Genomic DNA, 23209 nt, shown 5'->3' with positions numbered 1-23209 from the left:
GCGCCGGGCGGCCGGTGGTCGTGGGGTGGGTGCGGGGGCCGATGGCCCTGGGGCGGAGGCTGGGGGCGAAAACCGCTGGGCTCCGACAGCCTCCGGCAGCACCATGAGGGGCATGCCTTTCAAGATCTCCGACGTGGTCGAGCCCGGCGCCCTCGCGGGCCGCCAGCAGCCGACGCTGCCCGCCTCCGGTGACCTGCTCCTGCGCCCCTGGGCCGGCAAGGACGCGCCCGCCGTGTACGAAGCCTTCCAGGACCCCGTCATCCAGCGCTGGCACGCGCGCGTGGCCGACTCCGAGGACGAGGTCCGCCAGTGGCTGGCGGCCTGGCACAAGGAGTACGAGGAGGAGACCAACGCGCAGTGGGCGGCCGTCGACGCCGGTACCGACGAGGTCCTCGGCCGGGTCGCCCTTCGCATGATCAACCTCGCCGACGGGCAGGCGGAGATGGCCTACTGGACCATGCCGCGCGCCCGTGGCCGGGGCGTGGCCACGCGCGCGGTGACGGCGCTGACCTCCTGGGCCTTCGACGGCCTCGGCCTGCACCGCCTCGAACTGCGCCACTCCACCCACAACGAGGCGTCCTGCCGCGTCGCCCTGCGGACGGGGTACGCGGCCGAGGGCACCCAGCGCAGCGCGGTCCTGCACGAGGACGGCTGGCACGACATGCACCTGCACGCGCGGATCCGCGCGTAGCCCGGGGCCGTACCCCGCGGGAGTGGGGTACGGCCCCGGTGTCGGAGCAGCAAGCGGAGCCCGGCGGTCAGGCCGCTTCCTGCTCGGCCTCCACCTGTGCGTTCCACTCGCGCTTGGACGCCTGCCAGCCGTCCTCGTTGTGGCCGAGGCGCCAGTAGCCGGAGACGGACAGGCGCTCGCGCGGGACCTGGTGCTCGACGCGCAGGAGGCGGCGCAGCTCCTTCACGAAGCCCGCCTCGCCGTGCACGAAGGCGTGCGGGGTGCCCGCGGGGAAGTCGAGCGAGCGGACGGCCTCGACCAGGGCCTGGCCGACCGGGCGGCCCGCGCGGTGCAGCCAGACGACCTCCGCGCCGGTGGCGATCGGCTGCTCCTCGTCGGGGCCCTCGACCTCCACGAAGGCACGCACCTCTGCGCCCTCCGGCAGGGCTTCGAGGGCGGCGGCGATCGCGGGCAGCGCGCTCTCGTCACCGGCGATCAGGTGCCAGTCGGCGGTCGGGTCCGGGGCGTACGCGCCGCCGGGGCCGAGCAGGCGCACCGTGTCGCCCGGCGCGGCGCGCAGGGACCAGGGCCCGGCCAGGCCCTGGTCGCCGTGGACCACGAAGTCCAGGGCCAGCTCGCGGGTCTTGGGGTCCCACCAGCGCACCGTGTACGTACGGGTCACGGGCCACTGCTCGCGCGGCAGCTCCTCACGGACGCGCTGCAGGTCGAACGGCTCGGGGTAGGTCACGCCCGGGGGCGCGAACAGGAGTTTCACGTAGTGGTCGGTGCAGTCCCCCGCGGAGAACTCCGCCAGTCCTTCGCCGCCGAGGACCACCCGCTGCATGTGAGGGGTGAGCCGCTCGGTGCGGACGACCTGCGCGACGTGAGGCGTGGGGCTCCTGCGTGCGGGCCGCTCTGCCATGGTGTGCCTCCCCTGATCCACAACTTGTTAGGTTTACCTAACCTAACACCCTGGCCCCGCTCACGCCCCGAGCGTCGTCAGGAGCCGGCCGAGCGAACCGCCGAGGCCCCAGCGGGCGGCGAGCGCGTCCAGGGCCGCCGGATCGCGTGGCGTACGCGGACGCGCGAGGTCCACATCCGGCAGCGGTACGTCGTCGGCGACCCGCACCACCTTCGGCGCGACGGCCACGTACGGGCGGGCCTCGTCGAGCCGCTTGCGCTGCGACGGCGTCAGCCTGGACTTCGGGTCGTCCACCGCCGCCATGATCCCGGCCAGGTCGCCGAAGGCGTCGAGCAGCTTCGCCGCGGTCTTCTCGCCGATGCCGGGCACACCGGGCAGGCCGTCGCTGGGGTCGCCGCGCAGCAGGGCCAGGTCCACGTAGCCGGGGCCGTCCACGCCGTACTTCTCGCGCAGCAGGGCCTCGTCCGTCATCTGGAGGGTGCCGACGCCCTTGAGCGGGTACAGGACGCGGACGCCGCGCGCGTCGTCCACCAGCTGGAACAGGTCCCGGTCGCCCGTGACGATGTCGACGGGGCCGGTGGCGCGGGCCGTGTAGGTGCCGATCACGTCGTCCGCCTCGTACGCCGGGACGCCGACGCGGGCGATGCCGAGGGCGTCCAGGACGTCCTCGATCACCGGCACCTGGGGGGAGAGGGTGTCAGGGGTCTCCTCGACGTCCGGGTCCGTGGAGCTCTCGGGGGACTCCTCCGCCACGCGGTGCGCCTTGTACGAGGGGATCAGCTCCACGCGCCAGTGCGGGCGCCAGTCCGCGTCCATGCAGGCGACCAGGTCGTCCGGGCGGTGGTCCTGGACGAGGCGGGTGATGAATTCGAGCAGGCCGCGGACCGCGTTGACCGGGGTGCCGTCCGGGGCCTTCACGGACTCGGGGACGCCGAAGTAGGCCCGGAAGTACAGGGACGCCGTGTCGAGCAGCATGAGCCGTCGGGTTTGGTGGGTCACGGGTGCATCTTGCCGCACGGGTGTGACAGGGGCGTGGCGTGGCGCCGGGAGCGCCCGGGCGAGGCGCCTGTGACCTGGGACACGTCTGGTTTGCTCCGCTTCAGCGGGGGCAGGCGCGCACGCGGAGCGGACCCGGTCGCGTCTTCAACTTCTTGACGTCAACCGGCCGGGCAACGGGCGATCCCGTGTCGCTCCACGGCCCGCCGGCGGGGGAGGCGGGCCGTCCTCGTTCGACCCGAGAGGTGTATGTGTCCAGGCTGCAAGCCGAGCACTTGTACAAAGTGTTCGGCAGACGACCCGACGACGCGGTGACCAGGCTCCGCGCCGGAGCCGACCGTGAGGAACTGCGCGCCGAGGGGACCACCGCCGCGGTGGTCGACGCGTCCTTCACCGTCGAGCCGGGCCAGATCTTCGTCGTCATGGGTCTCTCCGGATCCGGCAAGTCCACGTTGCTGCGCATGCTCAACGGGCTCTCGGACCCGACGGCCGGGCAGGTGCTCTTCGACGGCCAGGACCTGACGAAGCTCAGCCCGCGCGAGCTGCGCGAGGTCAGGTCCCGCAAGATCAGCATGGTGTTCCAGCACTTCGCGCTGTTCCCGCACCGCAGCGTGCTCGAGAACGCCGCGTACGGCCTGGAGGTCCAGGGCCTGCCGCGCGCCGAGCGCGAGCGGCGGGCCACCGAGGCGCTCGAGCTCGCCGGGCTCAAGGGCTGGGAGAAGTCCTGGCCCGACGAGCTGTCCGGCGGCATGCAGCAGCGCGTGGGCCTGGCCCGCGCCCTGGCCACGGACGCCGACCTGCTGCTCATGGACGAGTCGTTCAGCGCCCTCGACCCGCTGATCCGGCGCGACATGCAGGACCAGCTCCTCGAACTGCAGAAGACGCTGAAGAAGACCATCGTCTTCATCACCCACGACCTGAACGAGGCCATGCGCCTGGGCGACCAGATCGCCGTCATGCGCGACGGCCGCATCGTCCAGACCGGCAGCGCCGAGGACATCCTGGTCACCCCGGCCAACGACTACGTCGCCGCGTTCACCCAGGACGTCGACCGGGCCCGGGTACTGACGGCGGGCGCCGTCATGGCCGACCCGGAGACCGCGTACGGGACCACGACGTCCGACGGCACCGAGCTGCGGACGGCCGCCGACGTGCTGGCGGCCGCCCCCGCGACGGTGGCCGAGGACACCCCGATCATCGAGCTGTTCACGCCGTGCTCCACGAGCGGCGTCGCCGTCGCGGTGACCGGCGCGGACGGCGAGCTCGTCGGCGTCGTGCCGCGGGCGCGGCTGCTCGCCGTGCTCGGCGAGCCGACCACGCAGCAGGAGGCGGCCCCGAGCGCCGTCATCCCGGCGCAGGTCAAGGACGCGGCCGAGACCGCCGATTCCGTCAAGGACGCGGTCGAGGACGCGAGGAACGCCGGGGACGACGGCGGCAAGAGCGTGGGCAAGGTGAGCAGCGGTGCCTAGGATTCATCTCGGCGACTGGGTCAACGACGCGGTCGACTGGCTCACGAAACACCTCGACTGGCTGTTCGACTTCATCGAGTCCGTGCTCAGCGGCATGAACGACACGATCATCGATGTCCTTCAGGCGCCCGAGCCGCTGCTCCTCGCGGGCATCTTCGCCGTCGTCGCGTTCTGGCTGCGCGGGCTCACCGCGGGGGCGCTGGCCTTCGTCGGCTTCGCGTTCATCGACTCACTCGAACTGTGGGACGACGCGATGGTGACGTTGTCCCTGGTGCTCGTGGCGACGATCATCGCCCTGGTCGTGTCCGTGCCGCTGGGCATCTGGGCGGCGCGCTCGAACCGGGTCAGCGCGCTGATCCGGCCGGTGCTCGACCTGATGCAGACGCTGCCCGCGATGATCTATCTGATTCCGGCCATCCTGTTCTTCGGCATGGGCGGCCCCGCGGGCATCGTGGCGACGCTGATCTTCGCCCTCGCCCCCGGCGTGCGCATGACGGAGCTGGGCATCCGCCAGGTCGACAAGGAACTGGTCGAGGCGGCCGAGGCGTTCGGCACGACGCCGCGCAACGTCCTGTTCCGCGTCCAGCTGCCGCTGGCGCTCCCGACGATCATGGCCGGTGTCAACCAGGTCATCATGCTCGGCCTGTCCATGGCCGCCATCGCGGGCATGGTCGGCACCGGCGGCCTCGGCGCCGACGTGAACGAGTCCATCGGCCAGCTCGACGTCGGCCTCGGCGCCGAGTCGGGCGTCTCCATCGTGATCCTCGCGATCTACCTGGACCGCATGACCGCGTCCCTGGGCACCCAGGTGTCGCCGCTCGGCCGCCGCGCCGCCGCCAAGGCGCGCGCCGCGCAGGGCCTGAAGCTGTGGAACTACCGGCCGCGCCCGGCCTTCGCCGTGATCGGCGTCGTCGTCCTCGCGCTCGTCGCGGGCGGCATGGGCGTCTTCGGCGGCTCGGACGACGAGACCACCGTCGCGGACGGCAAGAACGTCGGCCACGGCAAGGAACTCGACATCGGCTACATCCCCTGGGACGAGGGCGTCGCCTCCACCTTCCTCTGGAAGGAGATCCTGGAGCAGCGCGGCTTCAAGGTGAACGCCAAGCAGCTCGACGCGGGCCCGCTCTACACCTCGCTCGCCCAGGGCGGCATCGACTTCCAGACGGACTCCTGGCTGCCGACGACGCACGCCTCGTACTGGAAGAAGTACGGCGACAAGCTGGACGACCTCGGCCGCTGGTACGGCCCGACGTCCCTCGAGCTGACCGTCCCCTCGTACATGAAGGACGTCAACTCCCTGGAGGACCTCAAGAGCAGGAAGGGCACCTTCAAGGGCAAGATCATCGGCATCGAGTCCAGCGCCGGCATGATGAAGCTGCTCAAGGACAAGGTGCTCAAGGAGTACGGCCTGGAGAAGGACTTCGAGGTCGTCGACGGCTCCACGCCCGCGATGCTCGCCGAGCTCAAGCGCGCGTACGCCAAGAAGCAGCCCATCGTCGTGACCCTGTGGTCGCCGCACTGGGCGTACAGCGACTTCGACCTGAAGAAGCTGAAGGACCCCAAGGGCGCCTGGGGCAAGGGCGACGGCGTGCACACCCTGTCCCGCAAGGGATTCGGCGGCGACCACCCCGAGGTCGCCAAGTGGCTGAAGAACTTCAAGATGACCGAGAAGCAGCTCACGGGTCTTGAGGCGGAGATCAACGAGGCGGGCAAGGGCAAGCAGCAGCAGGCCGTGCGCTCCTGGCTGGAGAAGAACCCCGGCCTCGTCGACAAGTGGGCCCCGGTGGCCGCCGCGGGCAAGGGCGCGGCTCCGGCCGAGGCCAAGCGGACCCTGAACGTCGCGTGGTTCCCCTGGGACGAGGACGTGGCGGTCACGTACCTGTGGAAGAACGTCCTGGAGCGGCGCGGCTACAAGATGAAGCTGTCGCAGTCCGACGTGGGCCCGGTCTACACCGGCCTCGCACAGGGCGACATCGACGTGAACTTCGACGCCTGGCTGCCCAGTACGCAGAGGAACTACTGGGACAAGCACAAGGACAACCTCGTCGACATGGGCACCTGGTACAGCCCGACCTCCCTCGAGGTCGCCGTGCCGTCCTATGTGAAGGGCGTGAAGTCCCTGGAGGACCTCAAGGGCAAGGGCGGCACCTTCGACGGCAAGATCGTCGGCATCGAGCCGGGCACCGGTGTGATGCAGAAGCTCAAGGACGAGGTCCTGCCGGGCTACGGCCTGAAGGACGAGTACGAGATCGCCAGCGGTTCGACGCCCGCGATGCTCGCCGAGCTCAAGCGGGCCTACGCCAAGAAGGAGCCGGTCGCGGTGCTGCTGTGGTCGCCGCACTGGGCGTACAGCGAGTACGGCCTGACCAAGCTGAAGGACCCCAAGGGCGCCTTCGGCAAGGGCGACACGATCCGCACGATCACCAGCAAGAAGTTCCCCGAGCAGTACCCGCAGCTCACGAAGTGGTTCAAGAAGTTCAAGATGAGCGAGTCGGAGCTCGCGGGCCTGGAGAACGAGATCAAGAAGCGCGGCAAGGGCCATGAGGAGCAGGCCGTCGCCGCCTGGCTGAAGGAGCACCCGGAGGTTCCGGACCGGATGGCTCCGCAGTAGCCGGGGCGCCTTCGCCTCGGGACCGCCCGACGGCTTGAAGTCGTTCGCGCCGTCGCGGCCCTCCGCCCGTTCGCGGCGGATTCCGCCCGCCCACCCCTCCCGCTCCGGGACGGGTGGGCGGGCGGACGTGTGCTCGGGACGGGCCGGGGCCGCCGAGAATCTGCGTCGGGCGGGCCGGGAAGGTGCCGGAGTTGCGGCTCGTCCGCCCGTCCGGCGACGATTTCGGGCACGTCAGGGGTTGTACGACGAGCGTGCGGCGCGGCGAACCCGCGACGGCGCGCGCCCCGGCGCCCGGCTGGAACCTGCGCACGGACCGCCCAACTGGGTAAAACCGTTTGGCGAACATGCGTAGGGTGCAGAAAACCCATCAGGGTGAAGGCACGGGCTCGCGCGAGTCGGCCGAAGCGCGCAGGAGAAGAAGGGAGCCGAGGCGATGGACGAGCACAAGGAAAATCTCCGGGTGGGCTCGGCCGTGCGGCGGCGCCGCCGTCAGCTGGAGCTCACCCTCGCGGTCGTCTCCCGGCGCAGCGGCCTGTCGGTGCCGTTCCTGAGCCAGATCGAGAACGAGCGGGCCCGGCCCAGCATGCGCTCCCTGGAGCGGGTCGCGGACGCGCTCGGCACCACCGCGGTGGAGCTGCTCGCCGCCGCCGACCCGACCGGCACGGTCGACCTGGTGCGCGCCGACGACGAGGTGAGCCTGGCGGGCGGCACCTGCGAGACGCACGTACGGGACCTGGTGCGCGGCCACCACCAGCTGCACGCCTTCGAGTACGTGGGCGACCACGACGAGGGCCGCGAGTTCCAGCACCGCAACGACGAGCTGATGTACGTCATCGCGGGCGCCGTCGAGGTCGAGGCCGAGGGCCGCGCGTACCGCCTCGGGCGCGGGGACTCCCTGTATCTGACGGGCGGCGTCCGGCACCGGTGGCGGGCCACGGCCGCCGACGCGCGGGTACTCGTCGTCGCGGTGGGCGACCACATCGAGGCCGTGGACGCCGGGCGGCGCTGAGCGATGCCCGCCGCCCGGGTGGTCTCCCTGGTGCCGTCCCTGACCGAAGCGGTCGCCGTGACGGTGCCGGGCGCCCTGGTCGGCGCCACCGACTGGTGCAGCCACCCGGCGGACCTCGACGGCCTCGGCGTCGCCCGGATCGGCGGCACCAAGAACCCGGACGTCGCCGCGGTCGTCGCGCTCGCCCCGGACCTGGTGATCGCCAACGAGGAGGAGAACCGCCCCGCCGACCTGGCGGCCCTGCGCGCCGCGGGCCTTGAAGTCCTGGTCACCGAGGTGCGCGGGCTCGACCAGGCCTTCCCCGAGCTGTCCCGGGTGCTCGCCGCCTGCGGCGGGCCCGCCCGCCCCGGCTGGCTCGCCGAGGCCGAGGACGCCTGGCGGGACCCGGCGCGCCCGGGACCCCGGCTGCGGGCCGCCGTGCCGATCTGGCGGCGGCCCTGGATGGTGCTCGGCCGGGACACGTTCGCGGCGGACCTGCTCGCGCGCCTCGGCGTCGACAACGTGTACGCGACGCACGCCGAGCGCTACCCGCGCGTCCCGCTCGACGAGCTGCGCGCCGCCGGGCCCGACCTGGTGGTGCTGCCGGACGAGCCGTACCGCTTCACCCGCGAGGACGGCCCCGAGGCGTTCCCGGGCCTGCTCGCCGCCCTGGTCAGCGGCCGCCACCTCACCTGGTACGGCCCGTCGCTGCGCGAGGCACCGGCGGTACTCAGCGCGGCGCTGCGAGCAGCCGGCCGCTGAGCAGGCCGCGGGTCGTCTGGAGCAGGGCCACCGACCACGCGGTGACCAGGACGGCGAAGAGGGCCGCGGCCAGCCAGTCGTAGGCGGCGATTCCGGTGTGCCGGCCCAGGCCCGCGGCGCCGGTGACGCAGGTGCCGACGGGGAAGGTGAAGGCCCACCAGGTCATCGCGAAGCCCATGCCCGCGCGCCGGGCGCGGACCACCATCGCGGTCGCGAGGGCCAGCCACATCAGGGCGAAGCCGAGCACCGGGACGCCGTACAGCACGGCGAAGACGGCGAAGCCCTGGTCGTAGGGGGCGGGCAGGACGCCCTTGGCCACGTCGGCGAACTTGTTGACGGCGGTGGTGGACTGGCCGAGCGGGCCCAGGACCAGGAACACGGTGGGGGTGAGCGCGAGGGGCAGCGGGGGGCCGGTGACCAGGCGGGCGAAGATCAGCGGCAGCATCACCAGGGTGGCGAGCAGGCTGATCCCGAACATCGCGAAGCAGGCGTAGAGCAGGGTCCGCTGGGCCTGCCCGGCCGGCAGATGGGGCACGAGCAGCGGGCCGAGGGCCGCGGCGACCATGGGGGCCACGACGGGCAGCAGCCACACCGGGGACGCCTGGTCGGCCGCGATCCGGTGCCGGACCACCATCAGGTACGGGATGGCGACCGCCGCCGCGAGGCCGATCGCCGTACCGGCGGTGAACAGGACGGTGTCGAGGGCGACCGCCGCGTCGACGCCGATCCAGTCCCGGCCGACGAGCACGGTGGCGCCGCCGACCGCCAGCAGGGCCATGGACAGACAGCCGTAGAACGGCGCCATGGCCGGGTCGAGGAGGTGCGCGCGGGCCTGGTCCCGGTGGTGCGCCCAGTGCGCGGCGCGCGCGAGCAGGAGCGCGGTCAGCATCAGCAGGGACAGCGCCCACACGGCGGCGCAGGCCGTGCGCAGGCCCGGTATGTCGTACGGCAGCGTGACGCCCGCGTTGGCGATGATCGCCGTGCCCATGACGGAGGCGTACCAGTTGGGGCCGAGGTGCCGGACGGCGGCGAGCGGGGTGCGGGGGTGTGCCCGGGGGCGACTGTGTGCTGCGGTGACCATGACTCCACGGTGCGCCCGGGCCGCCGGGGCCACCAGAGATCCTGGAGCTATGAGGGCATAACCTGAACTTATGACCTCCGCTCCGCAGAGTCCGCAGAGCCCCCAACGGCCGCAGAGCCCGCACGGTCCGCAGAGCCCGACGCCCAGTCCGTGGAGTCCGACGCCCGGCCCCTCGGGGGTGCCGCTCGCGCACCGGGTGCCGGACCTGGCCGCTCTGGAGCTGCTGCTTGCCGTCGCCCGGCTCGGCAGCCTCGGCCGGGCGGCACGGGAGCTCGGCATCACCCAGCCCGCGGCGAGCGGGCGCGTCCGGTCCATGGAGCGGCAGCTGGGCGTGGCCCTGGTGGACCGCTCCCCGCGCGGCTCGCGCCTGACGGAGGCGGGCGCCCTCGTCACCGACTGGGCGCGCCGGATCGTGGAGGCGGCCGAGGCCTTCGACGCGGGCGCGCAGGCGCTGCGGGACCGCCGTGACTCGCGCCTCCGGGTGGCGGCGAGCATGACCATCGCCGAGTACCTGTTGCCCGGCTGGCTGATCGCGCTGCGCGCCCGGCGCCCGGACACGGCCGTCTCGCTGCTCGCGGGGAACTCCGCGGAGGTCGCGGAGCGGCTGCTCGGCGGCGACGCGGACCTCGGGTTCGTGGAGGGCCTCGCGGCGCCGACGGGCCTGGACGCGGTGGTGGTCGGGCACGACCGGCTGATCGTGGTGGTCGCGCCGGGCCACCCCTGGGCGCGGCGGCGGGCGCCGCTCGGCGCCCCGGAGCTCGCCGGGACGCCGCTGATCCTGCGCGAACAGGGCTCCGGCACCCGGCAGGTCCTGGACACGGCCCTCGGCGGGCTCGCGGCGCCGCTCATGGAGCTGTCCTCCACCACCGCGGTGAAGTCCGCCGCGGTGAGCGGGGCCGGGCCCGCTGTGGTCAGTGAGTTGGCCCTTGGCGATGAGTTGGCCGCCCGTCGCCTGGTGCGGGTGGCGGTGGAGGGGGTGCGGCTGCGCCGTGAGCTGCGGGCCGTGTGGCCCATGGGGCAGGTGCCCGCCGGGCCCGCGCGGGAGCTGCTGGGGCTTACGCGCGACGGGGCTTGAGCGTCCCTGGGGTTGCCGCCCTTTGCCGTGAGACGTCTGCGGCTGGGTCGTGGCTGGTCGCGCAGTTCCCCGCGCCCCTTTGGGGCGCTGCCGCGGCCCTCACCAGTGCCTCCATCACCCGTGTGTCCGTGCCCGCCTCCGGGTGCCACTGCACTCCCAGGACCCAGGCGGGGCCCGGCAGTTCGACGGCCTCGACCGTGCCGTCGTCCGCGTGGGCGCAGGGCAGGAGGCCCCGGCCGAGGCGGTCCACCGCCTGGTGGTGGTACGTGGGCACGTCCGTGGACGCGTCGGGCACGACGGCGGCGTACAGCGTGCCGGGGACCGGCTCGACCGCGTGCGTGCTGAAGACGCCGGGGGCCTTGGCGTGGCCGTCCAGGTGCTGGACCAGGGTGCCGCCGAGGGCGACGTTGAGCAGCTGCATGCCGCGGCAGATGCCGAGCAGGGGCGTGCCCGCGGCCAGGGCCGCGTGGATCAGCGCGAGCTCCCAGGCGTCCCGTGCCTCGGCGGGCGGGCCGGTGCGCTCCTCGCGCGCGGCGCCGTAGCGGGCCGGTTCCACGTCGGGGCCGCCCGCGACGACCAGGCCGTCGAGGCGGGCCACGATGTCGGCCGCGTACGCGGGGTCGTCCGGCGGCAGCATCGACGCGAGGCCGCCCGCCGCCTGCACCAGGCGCGGATACCCGGCGGGCAGCAGCGCGGCGGGCAGCGTCCACACGCCCCAGCGCGCCTCGGCCTCCAGATACGTGCTCACGCCGATCAGCGGCCGCTTGCCGTTCCCGTTCACCTTGAACTCCCTCTGCTTTCGCGCTAGTTCCGGTCCAGCTCGGCCTCTGCCGCGGCGAGTGCCGCGAACTCCTCCTCAGGTGCCCGCGCCACCAGATGCTTGCGGCTGTACAGGCCGAAGTACGCGATCGCCACTCCGTACACGCCGAGTGCGATGAACGCCGCCGTGACGTCCACCAGGAACGTCGCCACCAGGGCGGCGCAGGCCAGGACGAGCGCCACCGACGAGGTCAGGACGCCGCCGGGCGTGCGGTAGGGCCGCTCAAGGCCCGGCTCGCGGCGGCGCAGCACGATGTGGGACAGCGACATCAGGGCGTACGAGATGGTCGCGCCGAAGACCGCCACGTTCAGCATGCGCGCGCCGTCGCCGGTGGCGGCCGCGAGCGAGAAGCCGATCGCGCCCGGCACGAGCAGGCCCAGGTAGGGCGCCTTGCGGCTGCTCGTCAGGGACAGGAAGCGGGGCAGATAGCCCGCCCGGGACAGCGCGAAGAGCTGGCGCGAACCGGCGTAGATCAGGGAGAAGAAGGAGGCCACGAGGCCCGCAAGGCCCGCGTAGTTGATGACCCGGCTCAGGCCCGTCCGCTCGCCGTCCGGCTGGAGCGCGTCCACCAGCGGGTTGCCGGTCGACTGGATGGCGGCGGAGCCGCGCGCGCCGGCCGAGGCGAAGAACGTCAGGAGCGCGAGCGCGAGCAGGATGAGCATCGACCAGCGGATCGCCCGCGGCAGCGTGCGCGCCGGGTCCTTCGTCTCCTCGGCCGCGAGCGGCACGCCCTCCACGCCGAGGAAGAACCACATGCCGAACGGGAACGCCGCCCAGATGCCCAGGATGCCCAGCGGCAGCCAGGAGTTGGCGCCGAACGCGTCGTGGTCCACGGGGATGTCGTTGAGCTTCGAGCCGTCGAAGTCCATGAACGCGCCCACCGCGAACACCAGGAGCGCCGCCACCGCGATGCCCGTGACGACGAAGCTGAACCGCAGGGCCTCGCCGACGCCCCACAGATGGATGCCGATGAAGATCACGAAGCAGGCGAGGTAGACCGGCCAGCCCGACTCCAGGCCGAAGAGGCCGAGCGACTCCACGTAGTCACCGATGAAGATGGAGATCGCGGCGGGCGCGAGGATGTACTCGATGAGGATCGCCGTGCCGGTCAGGAAGCCGCCCCAGGGGCCGAGGGCGCGGCGCGCGAAGCCGTAGCCGCCGCCCGCCGTCGGCAGGACGGACGACAGCTCCGCGAGCGAGAAGACCATGCAGGTGTACATCACGCCCATCAGGACCATCGCGATGGCCAGACCGCCGAAGCCGCCCTCCTTCAGGCCGGAGTTCCAGCCCGAGTAGTCGCCGGAGACGACGTACGCGACGCCGAGGCCGGTGAGCAGCACCCACCCGGCGTTGCCGCGGCGCAGGGCGCGCCGCTCCAGATAGTCGTCGCCTTCGGCGGCGCGAGCCTTCGTCGGCTCCGTGGACTCCAGGCTCATGCGGGGCTCCCCCTGCGGCATTCAATGGATTGAAGGCATACCTTTGCGGTGTGGAGGCATACCTTCGCGGTGCGGGCGGACAGAAATCAAGACCCGTGCGTAACGTGCTGGTTAACCGTCCGGCCCGCAAGCCCGTCCGGCCCGTGAGGGGGGTGCCCGCCCCGCGCCTCAGGTCAGGAATCCGCGCAGCAGCGCCGCCGTCCCCGCGCAGTGCTCCCGCATCATCTCCCGCGCCCCGTCCGCGTCGCCGTCGAGCACGGCCTCGACGAGGGCGGTGTGCTGGCGCTGCGAGTGCTCCAGGTTGCGGACGAGCAGCGGGATGCAGTCGAGCAGGTCGTTGACGGTCGCGCGGACCGCCGCGTACTGCGCGGTGAGCGTGGGGGAGCCGGACAGCTCGGCGAGCGTGAGGTGCAGCAGGGTGTCCAGGCGGCGGTAGTCGGCGAGCGGCGCGTCGTGGGTGCGGGCGAGGGCCTCGCGCAGCCGGTCGGCCTGCCCGGCGGTGAGGCCGTGCGTCGCGCACAGGCCCGCCGCGCCCACTTCGAGCACCTCGCGGAAGCGCAGCGCGTCCTCCACGTCGACGTCGGCGACCCGCCTGCGCAGCTCGGCCTCGCCGGGCGCCGTGGCGCGCGGGCGCACGAACGTGCCGCCGTAGCGCCCGCGCCGCGACTCCACCAGGCCCTGGTCCTGGAGCACCTTCAGGACCTCGCGCAGCGTGACCCGGCTGATGCCGAGCAGATCGGCCAACTCCCGCTCCGCCGGGAGCCGTTCGCCGCCGGGCACCAGGCCGAGGCGGACCACCTGGAGGATCTGCTCCAGGGCCTCCTCGAAGCCGTTGCCCGCCCGGACCGGTCGCAGCACCTGATTGAGGCGATCCTCGCCCCGCGCGTGGGACATCTGCCCGTACCCCCTTCCCAAGCAATGGTTCTTGCCCATACCTTATGGCCACTCGGCTGACCCAAGGAGGCTTTTCCCGTGGCAGACCGCACACCCCCGCTCGGCGTCGAGGAGCTGCGTGCCCTCGTGGCGAGCGGTGAGATCGACACTGTCGTCCTGGCCTTCCCCGACATGCAAGGGCGGCTCCAGGGCAAGCGGTTCGCCGCCCCGTTCTTCCTGGACGAGGTCCTGGAGCACGGCACGGAGGGCTGCAACTACCTCCTGGCCGTCGACACGGAGATGAACACCGTCGACGGCTACGCGATGTCCTCCTGGGAGCGGGGCTACGGCGACTTCGCCATGCGCCCCGACCTCTCCACGCTGCGCCGCGTCCCCTGGCACGAGGGCACCGCGCTGCTCATCGCCGACCTGGCCTGGAACGACGGCTCGCCCGTCGTCGCGGCCCCGCGCCAGATACTGCGCCGCCAGCTGGATCGGCTCGCCGAGCACGGCTACACCGCGCACGTCGGCACGGAGCTGGAGTTCATCGTCTTCAAGGACACCTACGAGCAGGCCTGGGACGCGGGCTACCGGGGCCTGACCCCGGCGAACCAGTACAACATCGACTACTCCGTCCTCGGCACCGGGCGCATCGAGCCGCTCCTGCGCCGCATCCGCAACGAGATGGCGGCCGCGGGCCTGACGGTGGAGTCCGCTAAGGGCGAGTGCAACCCGGGTCAGCACGAGATCGTGTTCCGCTACGACGAGGCCCTCGTCACCTGCGACCAGCACGCGCTGTACAAGACCGGCACCAAGGAGATCGCCGCGCAGGAAGGCGTGTCGATCACCTTCATGGCGAAGTACAACGAGCGCGAGGGCAACTCCTGTCACATCCACCTCTCGCTCCAGGACGCCGACGGCAACAACGCCATGGCCGGGGACGGACCCGGCGGCATGTCGCCCGTCATGCGCCACTTCCTCGCGGGCCAGCTCGTCGCGCTGCGCGACTTCAGCCTCCTGTACGCGCCCAACATCAACTCGTACAAGCGCTTCCAGCCGGGCTCCTTCGCCCCGACCGCGGCCGCCTGGGGCTACGACAACCGCACCTGCTCGCTGCGGGTCGTCGGCCACGGCCGTTCGCTGCGCTTCGAGAACCGCCTCCCCGGCGGGGACGTCAACCCGCACCTGGCCGTCGCCGGTCTGGTCGCGGCGGGCCTGTACGGCATCGAGCAGCAGCTGGAGCTGCCCGACGCGTGCGCGGGCAACGCCTACACGGCCGACTACGAACACGTTCCGACGACGCTGCGCGAGGCCGCCGAGCTGTGGGAGAACAGCCCCGTCGCCAAGGCCGCCTTCGGCGACGAGGTCGTCGCGCACTACCGCAACATGGCGCGGGTCGAGCTGGACGCCTTCGACTCCGCGGTGACCGACTGGGAGCTGCGCCGCTCCTTCGAACGCATGTGAGGCACGTCTTGCCCGAAACACTCCAGTCACTCCAGTCTCTCCAGGTGCTGAACCCGGCGACGGAGGACGTCGTCGCGACCGTCCCCGCCGCGACGCCCGCCGACGTCGACGCGGCCGTCGCCCGTGCCGTCACCGCCCAGGCCGCGTGGGCCGCCGTCGCCCCGGCCGACCGGGCCCGGCTCCTTCGCCGCTTCGCCGCCGTCATCGACGGCCACGTGGAAGAACTCGCCCGGCTAGAGGTGCGCGAGGCCGGGCACGTCATCGGCAACGCCCGCTGGGAGGCGGGCAACGCCCGGGACCTGTTCGACTACGCGGCGGGCGGGGTCGAGCGCCTCAACGGCCGCCAGATCCCCGTCCCCGGCGGCCTCGACGTCACGATCCTCGAACCCCTCGGCGTGATCGGCGTCATCGCGCCCTGGAACTTCCCGATGCCCATCGCCGCCTGGGGCACCGCCCCGGCCCTCGCGGCGGGCAACGCGGTCGTCCTCAAGCCCGCCGAGACCACCCCGCTGACCGCCCTGCGCCTGGCCGAACTCGCCCTGGAGGCGGGCCTGCCCGAGGGCCTCTTCCAGGTCCTGCCCGGCGAGGGCGCCGTCGCGGGGAACGCGCTCGTCGAGCACCCCGACGTCGCCAAGATCGTGTTCACCGGCTCGACCCGCGTCGGCAAGCAGATCATGGCCAGGTGCGCGGACCGCGTGAAGCGCGTGACCCTCGAACTCGGCGGCAAGAGCCCGAACATCGTCTTCGCCGACGCCGACGTGGAGGCCGCCGCCCTCGCCGCGCCCGGCTCCTTCCTCGACAACTCCGGCCAGGACTGCTGCGCCCGCACCCGCATCCTCGTGCAGCGCCCCGTGTACGACCGCTTCGTCGAGCTCCTGACGCCCCTGGTCGAGTCGTACGTCGTCGGCGACCCGGCCGACGAGAAGACCCAGATGGGCCCGCTGATCTCCCGGGCCCAGCTGGACCGGGTGCGGTCCTACGTCCCCGCGGGCGCGGGCATCCGCGGCAGCGCCCCCGAAGGGCCCGGCTTCTGGTTCCCGCCGACCGTCCTCACCGACGCCGGGCCGACCTCGCCGGTCGCCGTCGAGGAGGTCTTCGGGCCGGTCGCCGTCGTGCTGCCCTTCGAGGACGAGGCCGAGGCCATCCGCCTCGCCAACGCCACCGAGTACGGCCTGTCCGGCTCGATCTGGACCCGGGACGTGGGCCGGGCGCTGCGCGTGTCCCAGGCCGTGCGGGCCGGGAACCTGTCCGTCAACTCGCACTCCAGCGTGCGCTATTGGACCCCCTTCGGCGGCTACGGCCAGTCCGGACTCGGGCGCGAGCTCGGCCCGGACGCGCTCGCCGCCTTCACCGAAACCAAGAACGTCTTCATCAGCACGGAAGGGCCCGCCCAGTGACCGAAGAGATTGTCTGCCGCCGCCTCGTCGGACGTACCGCCGTCATCACCGGCGCCGGCAGCGGCATCGGCCTCGCCACCGCTCGCCGCCTCGCCTCCGAGGGCGCCGACGTGGTGTGCGGCGACATCGACGACACCGCGGGCAAGAAGGCCGCCGAGGAGGTCGGCGGGACGTACGTGAAGGTCGACGTCACCGACGCCGACCAGGTCGAGGCGCTGTTCAAGACGGCGTTCGACACCTACGGCTCCGTCGACATCGCCTTCAACAACGCGGGCATCTCGCCGCCCGACGACGACTCCATCCTGGACACCGGCCTGGAGGCCTGGAAGCGCGTCCAGGAGGTCAACCTCACCTCCGTGTACCTGTGCTGCAAGGCCGCCATCCCCTACATGCGGCGCCAGGGCCGGGGCTCCATCATCAACACCGCCTCCTTCGTGGCCCGCATGGGCGCCGCGACCTCGCAGATCTCGTACACCGCGTCCAAGGGTGGCGTGCTCGCGATGTCCCGCGAGCTGGGCGTGCAGTTCGCCCGCGAGGGCATCCGCGTGAACGCGCTGTGCCCGGGCCCGGTGAACACCCCGCTGCTCCAGGAGCTGTTCGCCAAGGACCCCGAGCGGGCCGCGCGCCGCCTCGTGCACATCCCGGTGGGCCGCTTCGCCGAGGCCGAGGAGATCGCCGCCGCGGTCGCCTTCCTCGCCAGCGACGACTCCGCGTTCGTGAACGCCACGGACTTCCTCGTCGACGGCGGAATCTCCGGGGCGTACGTCACGCCCCAGTAGTTCACCCAGAGGCCACCCACCCGTCAGCCGGGCGTCGTGAGGCGCCCGGCTGACCTGCGTAGACAGGCACCGTGTTCATGAAGATCAAGCGCCCCTCGGCCGCTGTGGCCGCCGCGGCCGCCGCCCTCGCCGTCGCCGGGACCGGCCTCGCCGCCACCGCCCAGGCCGCCCAGGTCACCCACGGGGCCGCCGCCGCGAAGTGCCCCGCCCTGACCGTCTCCAAGGGCTGGTACGCCGACAACAAGGACCGCCTCCAGAGCCTCCTCGACACCTACGGCCGCTGCGGGGACGCGTACGACAAGCGCCACAAGCCCCTCGCCGTCTTCGACTGGGACAACACGGTCATCAGGAACGACGTGGGCGACGCCACCATGTTCTGGATGCTGCGCAACGGCAAGATACGCACCCCCGAGCGCGGCGACTGGCGCACCACCAGCCGCTACCTCACCGCGCCCGCCGCCAAAGCCCTGGCCAAGGCCTGCCCGGCCACCGGCGGCACCCTGCCCACGCGCACGGACACGGCCTGCGCCGACGAGATCGCCGCCGTGTACGGCGAGGGCACCACGACCGCAGGCAAGGACGCCTTCGCCGGATTCGACCACCGCCGCATGGAGCCGCAGTACGCCTGGCTCGCCCAGCTCCTGCGCGGCTGGAGCCCCGCCCGCGTCAAGGACTTCGCGGCCGCCGCCCGCGCCGAGAACCTCGCCGCGCCCATCGGCGCCGAACAGCGCGTCGGCACCGGCAAGGTCACCGCCTGGGCCCGCTACTACGACCAGCAGCGCGATCTGATCCGCACCCTGAAGAAGGCCGGATTCGACGTGTACGTCGTCTCCGCGTCGCCCGAGCCCGTCGCCGAGGTCTGGGCGAAGGGCGTGGGCCTCGACGCCCGGCACACCATCGGCATCCGCAACGTCACCCGCGAAGGCCGCCTCACCGCCCGCCTCAAGGGCTGCGGCTCCGTCGCGGACGGCGCCGACTCGATGATCACGTACATCGACGGCAAGCGCTGCGCCATCAACGAGCGGATCCTCGGCGTGCGCGGCAAGGCCGCAGAGAAGGTCCAACCGGCCGCGAAGCGCCAGGTGTTCGCCGCGGGCGACTCCGACACGGACGTGTCCTTCCTGCGCGACGCCACCGGCCTCAGGCTCGTCCTGAACCGCAACAAGGCCGAGCTGATGTGCCGCGCCTACGACAACGGCGACCGCCGCTGGCTGATCAACCCCATGTTCATCGAGCCCAAGGGCAAGCAGCCCGCGCCCTACCCGTGCGCCACCACCGGCTATACCGGCCGCGACGGCACCAAGGCCCCGGTGCGCCGCGCGGACGGATCGGTCATCACGGATCAACAGGACACGGTGTACGGGGGTTCAACGACCTCCTAGGGACTGCTGTACCGTCCACGCACATGCGTAACAGAAACGTTCTGGCGCTGACCCTTGCCTCGGCCGCCACCCTGGTGGCCGGGCCCGTCACGCTTCCCGCTGCCGCCGCCACGGCCGCGCCCGCGTCGCACACCGGCGCCCACTGTCCCCAGCTGTCGAAGAAGCTCACCTGGTACGGCGACAACCGCGCCCGGCTGCAGAAGGTCATCGACGAGCGGGGCACCTGCTCCAACCCGCACCTCGGCCACGGCAAGAAGCGTCCCGTCGCCGCCTTCGACTGGGACAACACCGTCGTCAAGAACGACGTCACCGACGCCACCATCAGCTGGGCGCTGCGGCACGACAAGATCCTGCGCCCCAAGAGCTGGAAGTCCTCCAGCAAGTGGATGACGGCCGCGGGCCACCGCGCCCTCACCAAGGCCTGCGGCACCGCCGTGCCCGTCGGCAAGCCGCTGCCCACCTCCACCGACACCGACTGCGCCGACGAGATCCTCCAGATCCGCGAGGACGGCACCACGATGGGCGGCGCCGCCGCCTTCGCCGGGACCTGGCACCACCGCCGCACCGTCCCGCAGTACGCCTGGGTGCCGCAGCTCTTCGCCGGACACACCGTCAAGGAGGTGGAGTCGTACGCGAAGAAGGCCCGCACCGAGGCCCTCGCCGCGCCCGTCGGCACCACCCGCACCATCGGCAGCCACACCGTGCCCGGCTACGCGCGCTACTACGAGCAGCAGCGCGATCTGATCCGCACCCTGAAGAAGGCCGGATTCGACGTCTACATCGTCTCCGCGGGCTCCGAGCCCGTCGCCGAGGTGTGGTCACGCGGCGTGGGCATCGACCGCAAGCACACGATCGCGATCCGCTCCGTCCTGGACGGCAAGGGCCGCATCACCACCTGGAACCAGGGCTGCGGCGGCGTCGGCGTCAACAAGGGCGACGTCATCCCGTACATCGACGGCAAGCGCTGCTTCATCAACCAGGAGATCTACAAGATCAAGGGCAAGAAGGCCTGGGACAAGCAGCGCTGGAGCCAGCGCATCGCGGTCGGCGGCGGCGACGCCGACACCGACGTGACGTTCGTCGGCGACGCCACCGGCGCGCACCTCGTGCTGAACCGCAACAAGGGCGAGTTCATGTGCCGCGCGTACGACAACGCCGACGGCCGCTGGGTCGTGAACCCCATGTTCATCGAGCCGCTGCCGCAGAAGCCGGGCACCTACCCGTGCGCGACCGGCGCGTACAACGAGCCCGACGGACGCAAGGGCCCCGTCCTGCGCGAGGACGGCTCCGTGGTCCCCGACCAGCAGGACACCGTGTTCTGATCCGCTCCGCCCGCGGACGCCGGCCCGCCGACCCCGCTGGTTGTACCGGTCGGCGCGCCACGTCCTAGAGTGCCGGGATGAGCATGTCGCCCCCGCCCGGCTGGTACCCGGACCCGTCCCACCCCGCCGTCGAGCGCTGGTGGGACGGGTCCGCGTGGACCGAGCACCGGCGCACGCCGGACGCCACGGTCCACCTGGCTCAGGCGCGGCCGGGGCTCGGCGCCACGGCGGTGCAGCCGCTGCCCGCGCGCACCGGCGGGCGCCGCGCCAGGGCCGTCGCGCTCGGCGCGGCCGGGGCCGTCCTCGTCGCGTCGATCGTCACCGGCTTCCTGGTCCTCCAGGACGACGACGGCGACCCCACGGCCGGGCCCGCGCCCACCGCGCCGGAGCCGGCCGAGCCGACGACCGCGTCCGCGTCGCCGACCGCGTCCGCGTCCCCCACGGACGATCCGGACACCCTCACCGACGAGCTCAACGGCATCACGCTGCCCGTGCCCGACGGCTGGGAGAAGGCCGAACACACCGTCGGCGACGAACTGACCCTCCAGACCCCGAACACCTACGAGTGCCCCGGCGACCCCGGCTTCTGCCGCCACGGCACCATCACCACGCGGACGGTGACCGGCACCGACGAGCGCTCGCCGGAGAAGCTCGCCAGGCGCGACATCAAGGACGCCGCCGACGCCGCGTACGACCACGACGCGCTCGACCGCGAGCCGTTCGGCGGCATCGCGCGGCACACCCAGGTGAAGAGCGGCACCGTCGCGGTCGCGGGCCGCGGCGGCTACTTCGTACGGTGGCGCGTCCACACCGAGAAGGGCCCAGGCGGGTACGTGCAGTCCGTGTCGTTCCCCTCCAGCAGCGGCTCCGAGGCCATGGTCGTCGTCCGCATCAGCATCGACGCGGCGGACGGCGCGCCCCCGCTGTCCGACATCGACGAGGTCGTCGACGGGATCAGGCCCATCGGGGACAGCGGCACGGGCGGGGGAGTGGGCAGCAGCGTGGGCCCGACGCCGTAGCCCCGGGCCGTCACAGGGCCCAAGGCCCGCACGGCCCCAGGCCTCACGGCCTCACAGGAACGTGTGGCCCTCGCCCCGGTACGTCGGCACGGTCTCCGTCACCCGGTCGCCCACGACCAGGTGCAGCTCCGCGAACCGCTCGCACAGCTCACCGGCCTTGGCGTGCCGGAACCACACCTTGTCGCCGATGCGCAGATCGTCCGCGGCGGCCCCGAGCAGCGGCGTCTGGACCTCGCCCGCGCCCTCCTGGGCGTCGTACCGCAGCCCCTGGGGCAGATACGGCACCGGCGACCGGTCCGTGCCCGCCGCCCCCGACGCCGGATAGCCGCCGCCGAGCACCGTCACCACGCCACGGCCCGGCCTGCGCACGACCGGCTGGGCGAAGAGCGCCGCCGGGCGCCCGCTGAATGACGTGTAGTTGTCGAACAGGCGCGGCACGAACAGGCCCGATCCGGCCGCCACCTCCGTGACCGCGCCCTCGGCCGCCGTGTGCTGCACGCTGCCGGTGCCGCCGCCGTTCACGAACTCCAGACCGGGCACGGCGTCCCGCACCGCCCGGATCGTCTCCGCGCGCCGCACGGCCAGCTCCCTGCGCGCGGCGGCCTGCATGAGCCGCACCGCCCGGGACTTGGCGGGGTGCCCCGCGACGGCGTCCCCGACGCCCGCGACGTGCCCCTCGTACGCCATCACGCCGACCAGGCGGAAGCCCGGCCGCCGCGCGATCGCCCGCGCGAGCGCGGCGACCTGCGTCGGCTCGTGCAGCGGGGAGCGCCGCGCGCCGATCCGCACCCGCCCGCCGAGCAGCTTCAGGGACGTGTCCAACTCCAGGCACACGCGCACCTCTTCGCGCCCGTCGCCGCGCGCCTCCTCGACGAGCCGCAGCTGCGCCGGGTCGTCGACCATCACCGTCACGGCCGCCGCCAGCTTCGGGTCGGCCGCGAGCTCGGCGAAGGCGGTACGGTCCGCCGACGGGTACGCGAGCAGCACGTCGTCGAAGCCGGAGCGCGCGAGCCACAGCGACTCCGCGAGCGTGAACGACATGATCCCGGCGAACCCGTCGCGGGCGAGGACCCGTTCGAGCAGGGCCCGGCACCGCACGGACTTGCTCGCGACCCGGACGGGCTTCCCGCCCGCCCGGCGCGCCAAGTCCTCGGCGTTGGCGTCGAACGCGGCCAGGTCGACGATCGCCAGCGGCGCGTCGAGGTGCGCGGTGGCCCGGTCGTAACGGGCCCGGTCCGCGGCCCTGTCCCGGGTGAAGTCAGCGGCTCCGCCTGTCATGGGCGCAGCCTGCCAGACACCGCTACCCGAGGGTAGGGGGACGTTCCGGGCAGATCGCCCGGTGGCTCGGACTCGGTTCCCGTGGGGCTCATGTCAACCCGTAAAGTGACGCGCACGCAGGGAGCGCGCGACGCGACGGAACGGGGGGTGCATGAGCACGGAGGCGCGACGGCCCCCCGTCCCCCCACGTCCCGGCACTCCGCCACGGCTGCCCGCCCAGGCCGACGGCACCCCGGACGCTCCCGGCGGGCCCGCCGCCCCGGACCCGCCGTCCAAGACGCCTACGCCGTCCGCGCCGTCCATCGGCTCCAAGGCGGCCGCCGGGCCCAAGGCGTCCAAGTCGCCCAAGGCTTCCACCACGTCCGGCCCGGCCGAGCCGCCCCCGCCGCCCGCGAGCGCGCGCTTTCCCGACGTACGGCCGCCCGTGGACCGCGACTGGGTGCTCAGCGGCCCCCGCCCGGCCCCGGACGCCGCCGACGAACCCGCGACCGGGCCCGACGCCCCGGCCGCGGCCGAGCACGAGGCCGCGGTCGCGGACCTGCTCGCGCCCTTCGACCGGGTCGCGCGCTCCGCGGCCGCGAAGGCGGACACGGCAGAAGCAGCTGAGGCGGGAGCGGACACGGCGGAAGCGGACACGGCGGAAGCGGACACGGCGGAAGCGGACACGGCGGAAGCGGACGCGGCGGAGCCGGACGCCGGTGCCGACTCCAGCGCGGCCGAGACCGACGACGCGCCCGCCGCCGCGCCGGACCGCCCCGCCGCCGGGCCCGCGGCACCCCCCGGGCCGGACGCCCAGGACGCCCCGCCCCCCCCCCCTGCCTCCGCCCGCCTCCCCGACGCACCCCCCGCCCCGACCGCCCCGCCC

At 73.0% G+C, this 23209-nt stretch carries 19 protein-coding genes and 1 pseudogene; 13 read left to right on the top strand and 7 right to left on the bottom strand.

Annotation, left to right across the window (positions count from 1 at the left end):
- Positions 1-112: 112 nt before the first annotated feature.
- Positions 113-691 (top strand): GNAT family N-acetyltransferase, encoded by a 579-nt coding sequence (locus tag IG74_RS0131490; RefSeq protein WP_030684282.1) that lies wholly within the window; start codon positions 113-115, stop codon positions 689-691.
- Between the two features lie 67 nt (positions 692-758).
- On the opposite strand, the gene IG74_RS0131485 is transcribed toward IG74_RS0131490, so the two are convergent.
- Entirely contained in the window at positions 759-1592 is an 834-nt protein-coding gene (locus IG74_RS0131485; RefSeq protein WP_030684280.1) for a siderophore-interacting protein, read from the bottom strand.
- A gap of 60 nt (positions 1593-1652) precedes the next feature.
- Entirely contained in the window at positions 1653-2567 is a 915-nt protein-coding gene (locus IG74_RS0131480) for a 5'-3' exonuclease (protein WP_030684278.1), read from the bottom strand.
- A gap of 272 nt (positions 2568-2839) precedes the next feature.
- Here IG74_RS0131480 and IG74_RS0131475 point away from each other — a divergent pair, with 272 nt between their 5' ends.
- The 4 genes from IG74_RS0131475 (at position 2840) to IG74_RS0131460 (ending at position 8418) form a co-directional block, all read left to right on the top strand.
- Positions 2840-4057: a quaternary amine ABC transporter ATP-binding protein gene (locus tag IG74_RS0131475; protein WP_037826353.1), complete on the top strand. Its 1218-nt coding sequence runs from the start codon at positions 2840-2842 to the stop codon at positions 4055-4057.
- Positions 4050-6668 (top strand): ABC transporter permease/substrate binding protein, encoded by a 2619-nt coding sequence (locus tag IG74_RS0131470; RefSeq protein ID WP_030684274.1) that lies wholly within the window; start codon positions 4050-4052, stop codon positions 6666-6668. The genes IG74_RS0131475 and IG74_RS0131470 overlap by 8 nt, the downstream gene beginning before the upstream one ends.
- A 433-nt stretch (positions 6669-7101) precedes the next feature.
- A complete protein-coding gene (locus IG74_RS0131465) occupies positions 7102-7677 on the top strand; it encodes a helix-turn-helix domain-containing protein (protein ID WP_030684272.1) in 576 nt (191 codons plus the stop codon).
- 3 nt (positions 7678-7680) lie between these two features.
- On the top strand, positions 7681-8418 hold the full coding sequence (locus IG74_RS0131460; RefSeq protein WP_030684270.1) for a helical backbone metal receptor: 738 nt from the start codon (positions 7681-7683) through the stop codon (positions 8416-8418).
- On the opposite strand, the gene IG74_RS0131455 is transcribed toward IG74_RS0131460, so the two are convergent.
- Positions 8387-9499: a TDT family transporter gene (locus IG74_RS0131455; RefSeq protein ID WP_030684268.1), complete on the bottom strand. Its 1113-nt coding sequence runs from the start codon at positions 9497-9499 to the stop codon at positions 8387-8389. The two genes, IG74_RS0131460 and IG74_RS0131455, sit on opposite strands and share 32 nt — an antisense overlap.
- Positions 9500-9569: 70 nt before the next feature.
- On the opposite strand from IG74_RS0131455, the gene IG74_RS0131450 reads away from it, so the two are divergent.
- A complete protein-coding gene (locus tag IG74_RS0131450) occupies positions 9570-10574 on the top strand; it encodes a LysR family transcriptional regulator (protein ID WP_078869168.1) in 1005 nt (334 codons plus the stop codon).
- On the opposite strand, the gene IG74_RS0131445 is transcribed toward IG74_RS0131450, so the two are convergent.
- From IG74_RS0131445 to IG74_RS0131435, 3 genes are all read right to left on the bottom strand, one after another.
- Positions 10555-11355, bottom strand: a complete 801-nt coding sequence (locus tag IG74_RS0131445) for a gamma-glutamyl-gamma-aminobutyrate hydrolase family protein (RefSeq protein WP_078869167.1) — start codon at positions 11353-11355, stop codon at positions 10555-10557. The genes IG74_RS0131450 and IG74_RS0131445 overlap by 20 nt on opposite strands.
- A 23-nt stretch (positions 11356-11378) precedes the next feature.
- Entirely contained in the window at positions 11379-12830 is a 1452-nt protein-coding gene (gene eat / locus IG74_RS0131440; RefSeq protein ID WP_030684261.1) for an ethanolamine permease, read from the bottom strand.
- A 168-nt stretch (positions 12831-12998) separates the two neighbouring features.
- On the bottom strand, positions 12999-13724 hold the full coding sequence (locus tag IG74_RS0131435) for a FadR/GntR family transcriptional regulator (RefSeq protein ID WP_030684260.1): 726 nt from the start codon (positions 13722-13724) through the stop codon (positions 12999-13001).
- Between the two features lie 78 nt (positions 13725-13802).
- Between IG74_RS0131435 and IG74_RS0131430 the strand changes: the two genes are divergently transcribed.
- From IG74_RS0131430 to IG74_RS0131405, 6 genes are all read left to right on the top strand, one after another.
- Positions 13803-15167: a glutamine synthetase family protein gene (locus IG74_RS0131430; RefSeq protein ID WP_030684258.1), complete on the top strand. Its 1365-nt coding sequence runs from the start codon at positions 13803-13805 to the stop codon at positions 15165-15167.
- Between the two features lie 8 nt (positions 15168-15175).
- Entirely contained in the window at positions 15176-16564 is a 1389-nt protein-coding gene (locus IG74_RS0131425) for an aldehyde dehydrogenase family protein (RefSeq protein ID WP_030684256.1), read from the top strand.
- The gene (locus IG74_RS0131420; RefSeq protein WP_030684254.1) at positions 16561-17343 is read left to right on the top strand and encodes a 3-oxoacyl-ACP reductase; all 783 of its coding nucleotides are present in this window, start codon (positions 16561-16563) and stop codon (positions 17341-17343) included. Before IG74_RS0131425 ends, IG74_RS0131420 begins: the two co-directional genes overlap by 4 nt.
- 77 nt (positions 17344-17420) lie before the next feature.
- The gene (locus tag IG74_RS0131415; RefSeq protein WP_030684252.1) at positions 17421-18725 is read left to right on the top strand and encodes an HAD family hydrolase; all 1305 of its coding nucleotides are present in this window, start codon (positions 17421-17423) and stop codon (positions 18723-18725) included.
- A 23-nt stretch (positions 18726-18748) separates the two neighbouring features.
- Entirely contained in the window at positions 18749-20047 is a 1299-nt protein-coding gene (locus IG74_RS0131410; protein WP_030684250.1) for a hypothetical protein, read from the top strand.
- Between the two features lie 77 nt (positions 20048-20124).
- The gene (locus IG74_RS0131405) at positions 20125-21066 is read left to right on the top strand and encodes a DUF2510 domain-containing protein (RefSeq protein WP_030684248.1); all 942 of its coding nucleotides are present in this window, start codon (positions 20125-20127) and stop codon (positions 21064-21066) included.
- 51 nt (positions 21067-21117) lie between these two features.
- On the opposite strand, the gene IG74_RS0131400 is transcribed toward IG74_RS0131405, so the two are convergent.
- Positions 21118-22344, bottom strand: a complete 1227-nt coding sequence (locus tag IG74_RS0131400; RefSeq protein WP_030684247.1) for an amino acid deaminase/aldolase — start codon at positions 22342-22344, stop codon at positions 21118-21120.
- Between the two features lie 151 nt (positions 22345-22495).
- On the opposite strand from IG74_RS0131400, the pseudogene IG74_RS46400 reads away from it, so the two are divergent.
- A pseudogene (locus tag IG74_RS46400) lies at positions 22496-23209 on the top strand (hypothetical protein); the annotation flags it as partial.

Source organism: Streptomyces sp. NRRL B-1347 (genome assembly GCF_000720325.1).
Lineage (GTDB): Bacteria > Actinomycetota > Actinomycetes > Streptomycetales > Streptomycetaceae > Streptomyces.
Note: the sequence above shows the minus strand (reverse complement) of the source record. Positions and strands in the feature narration are given on the sequence as shown.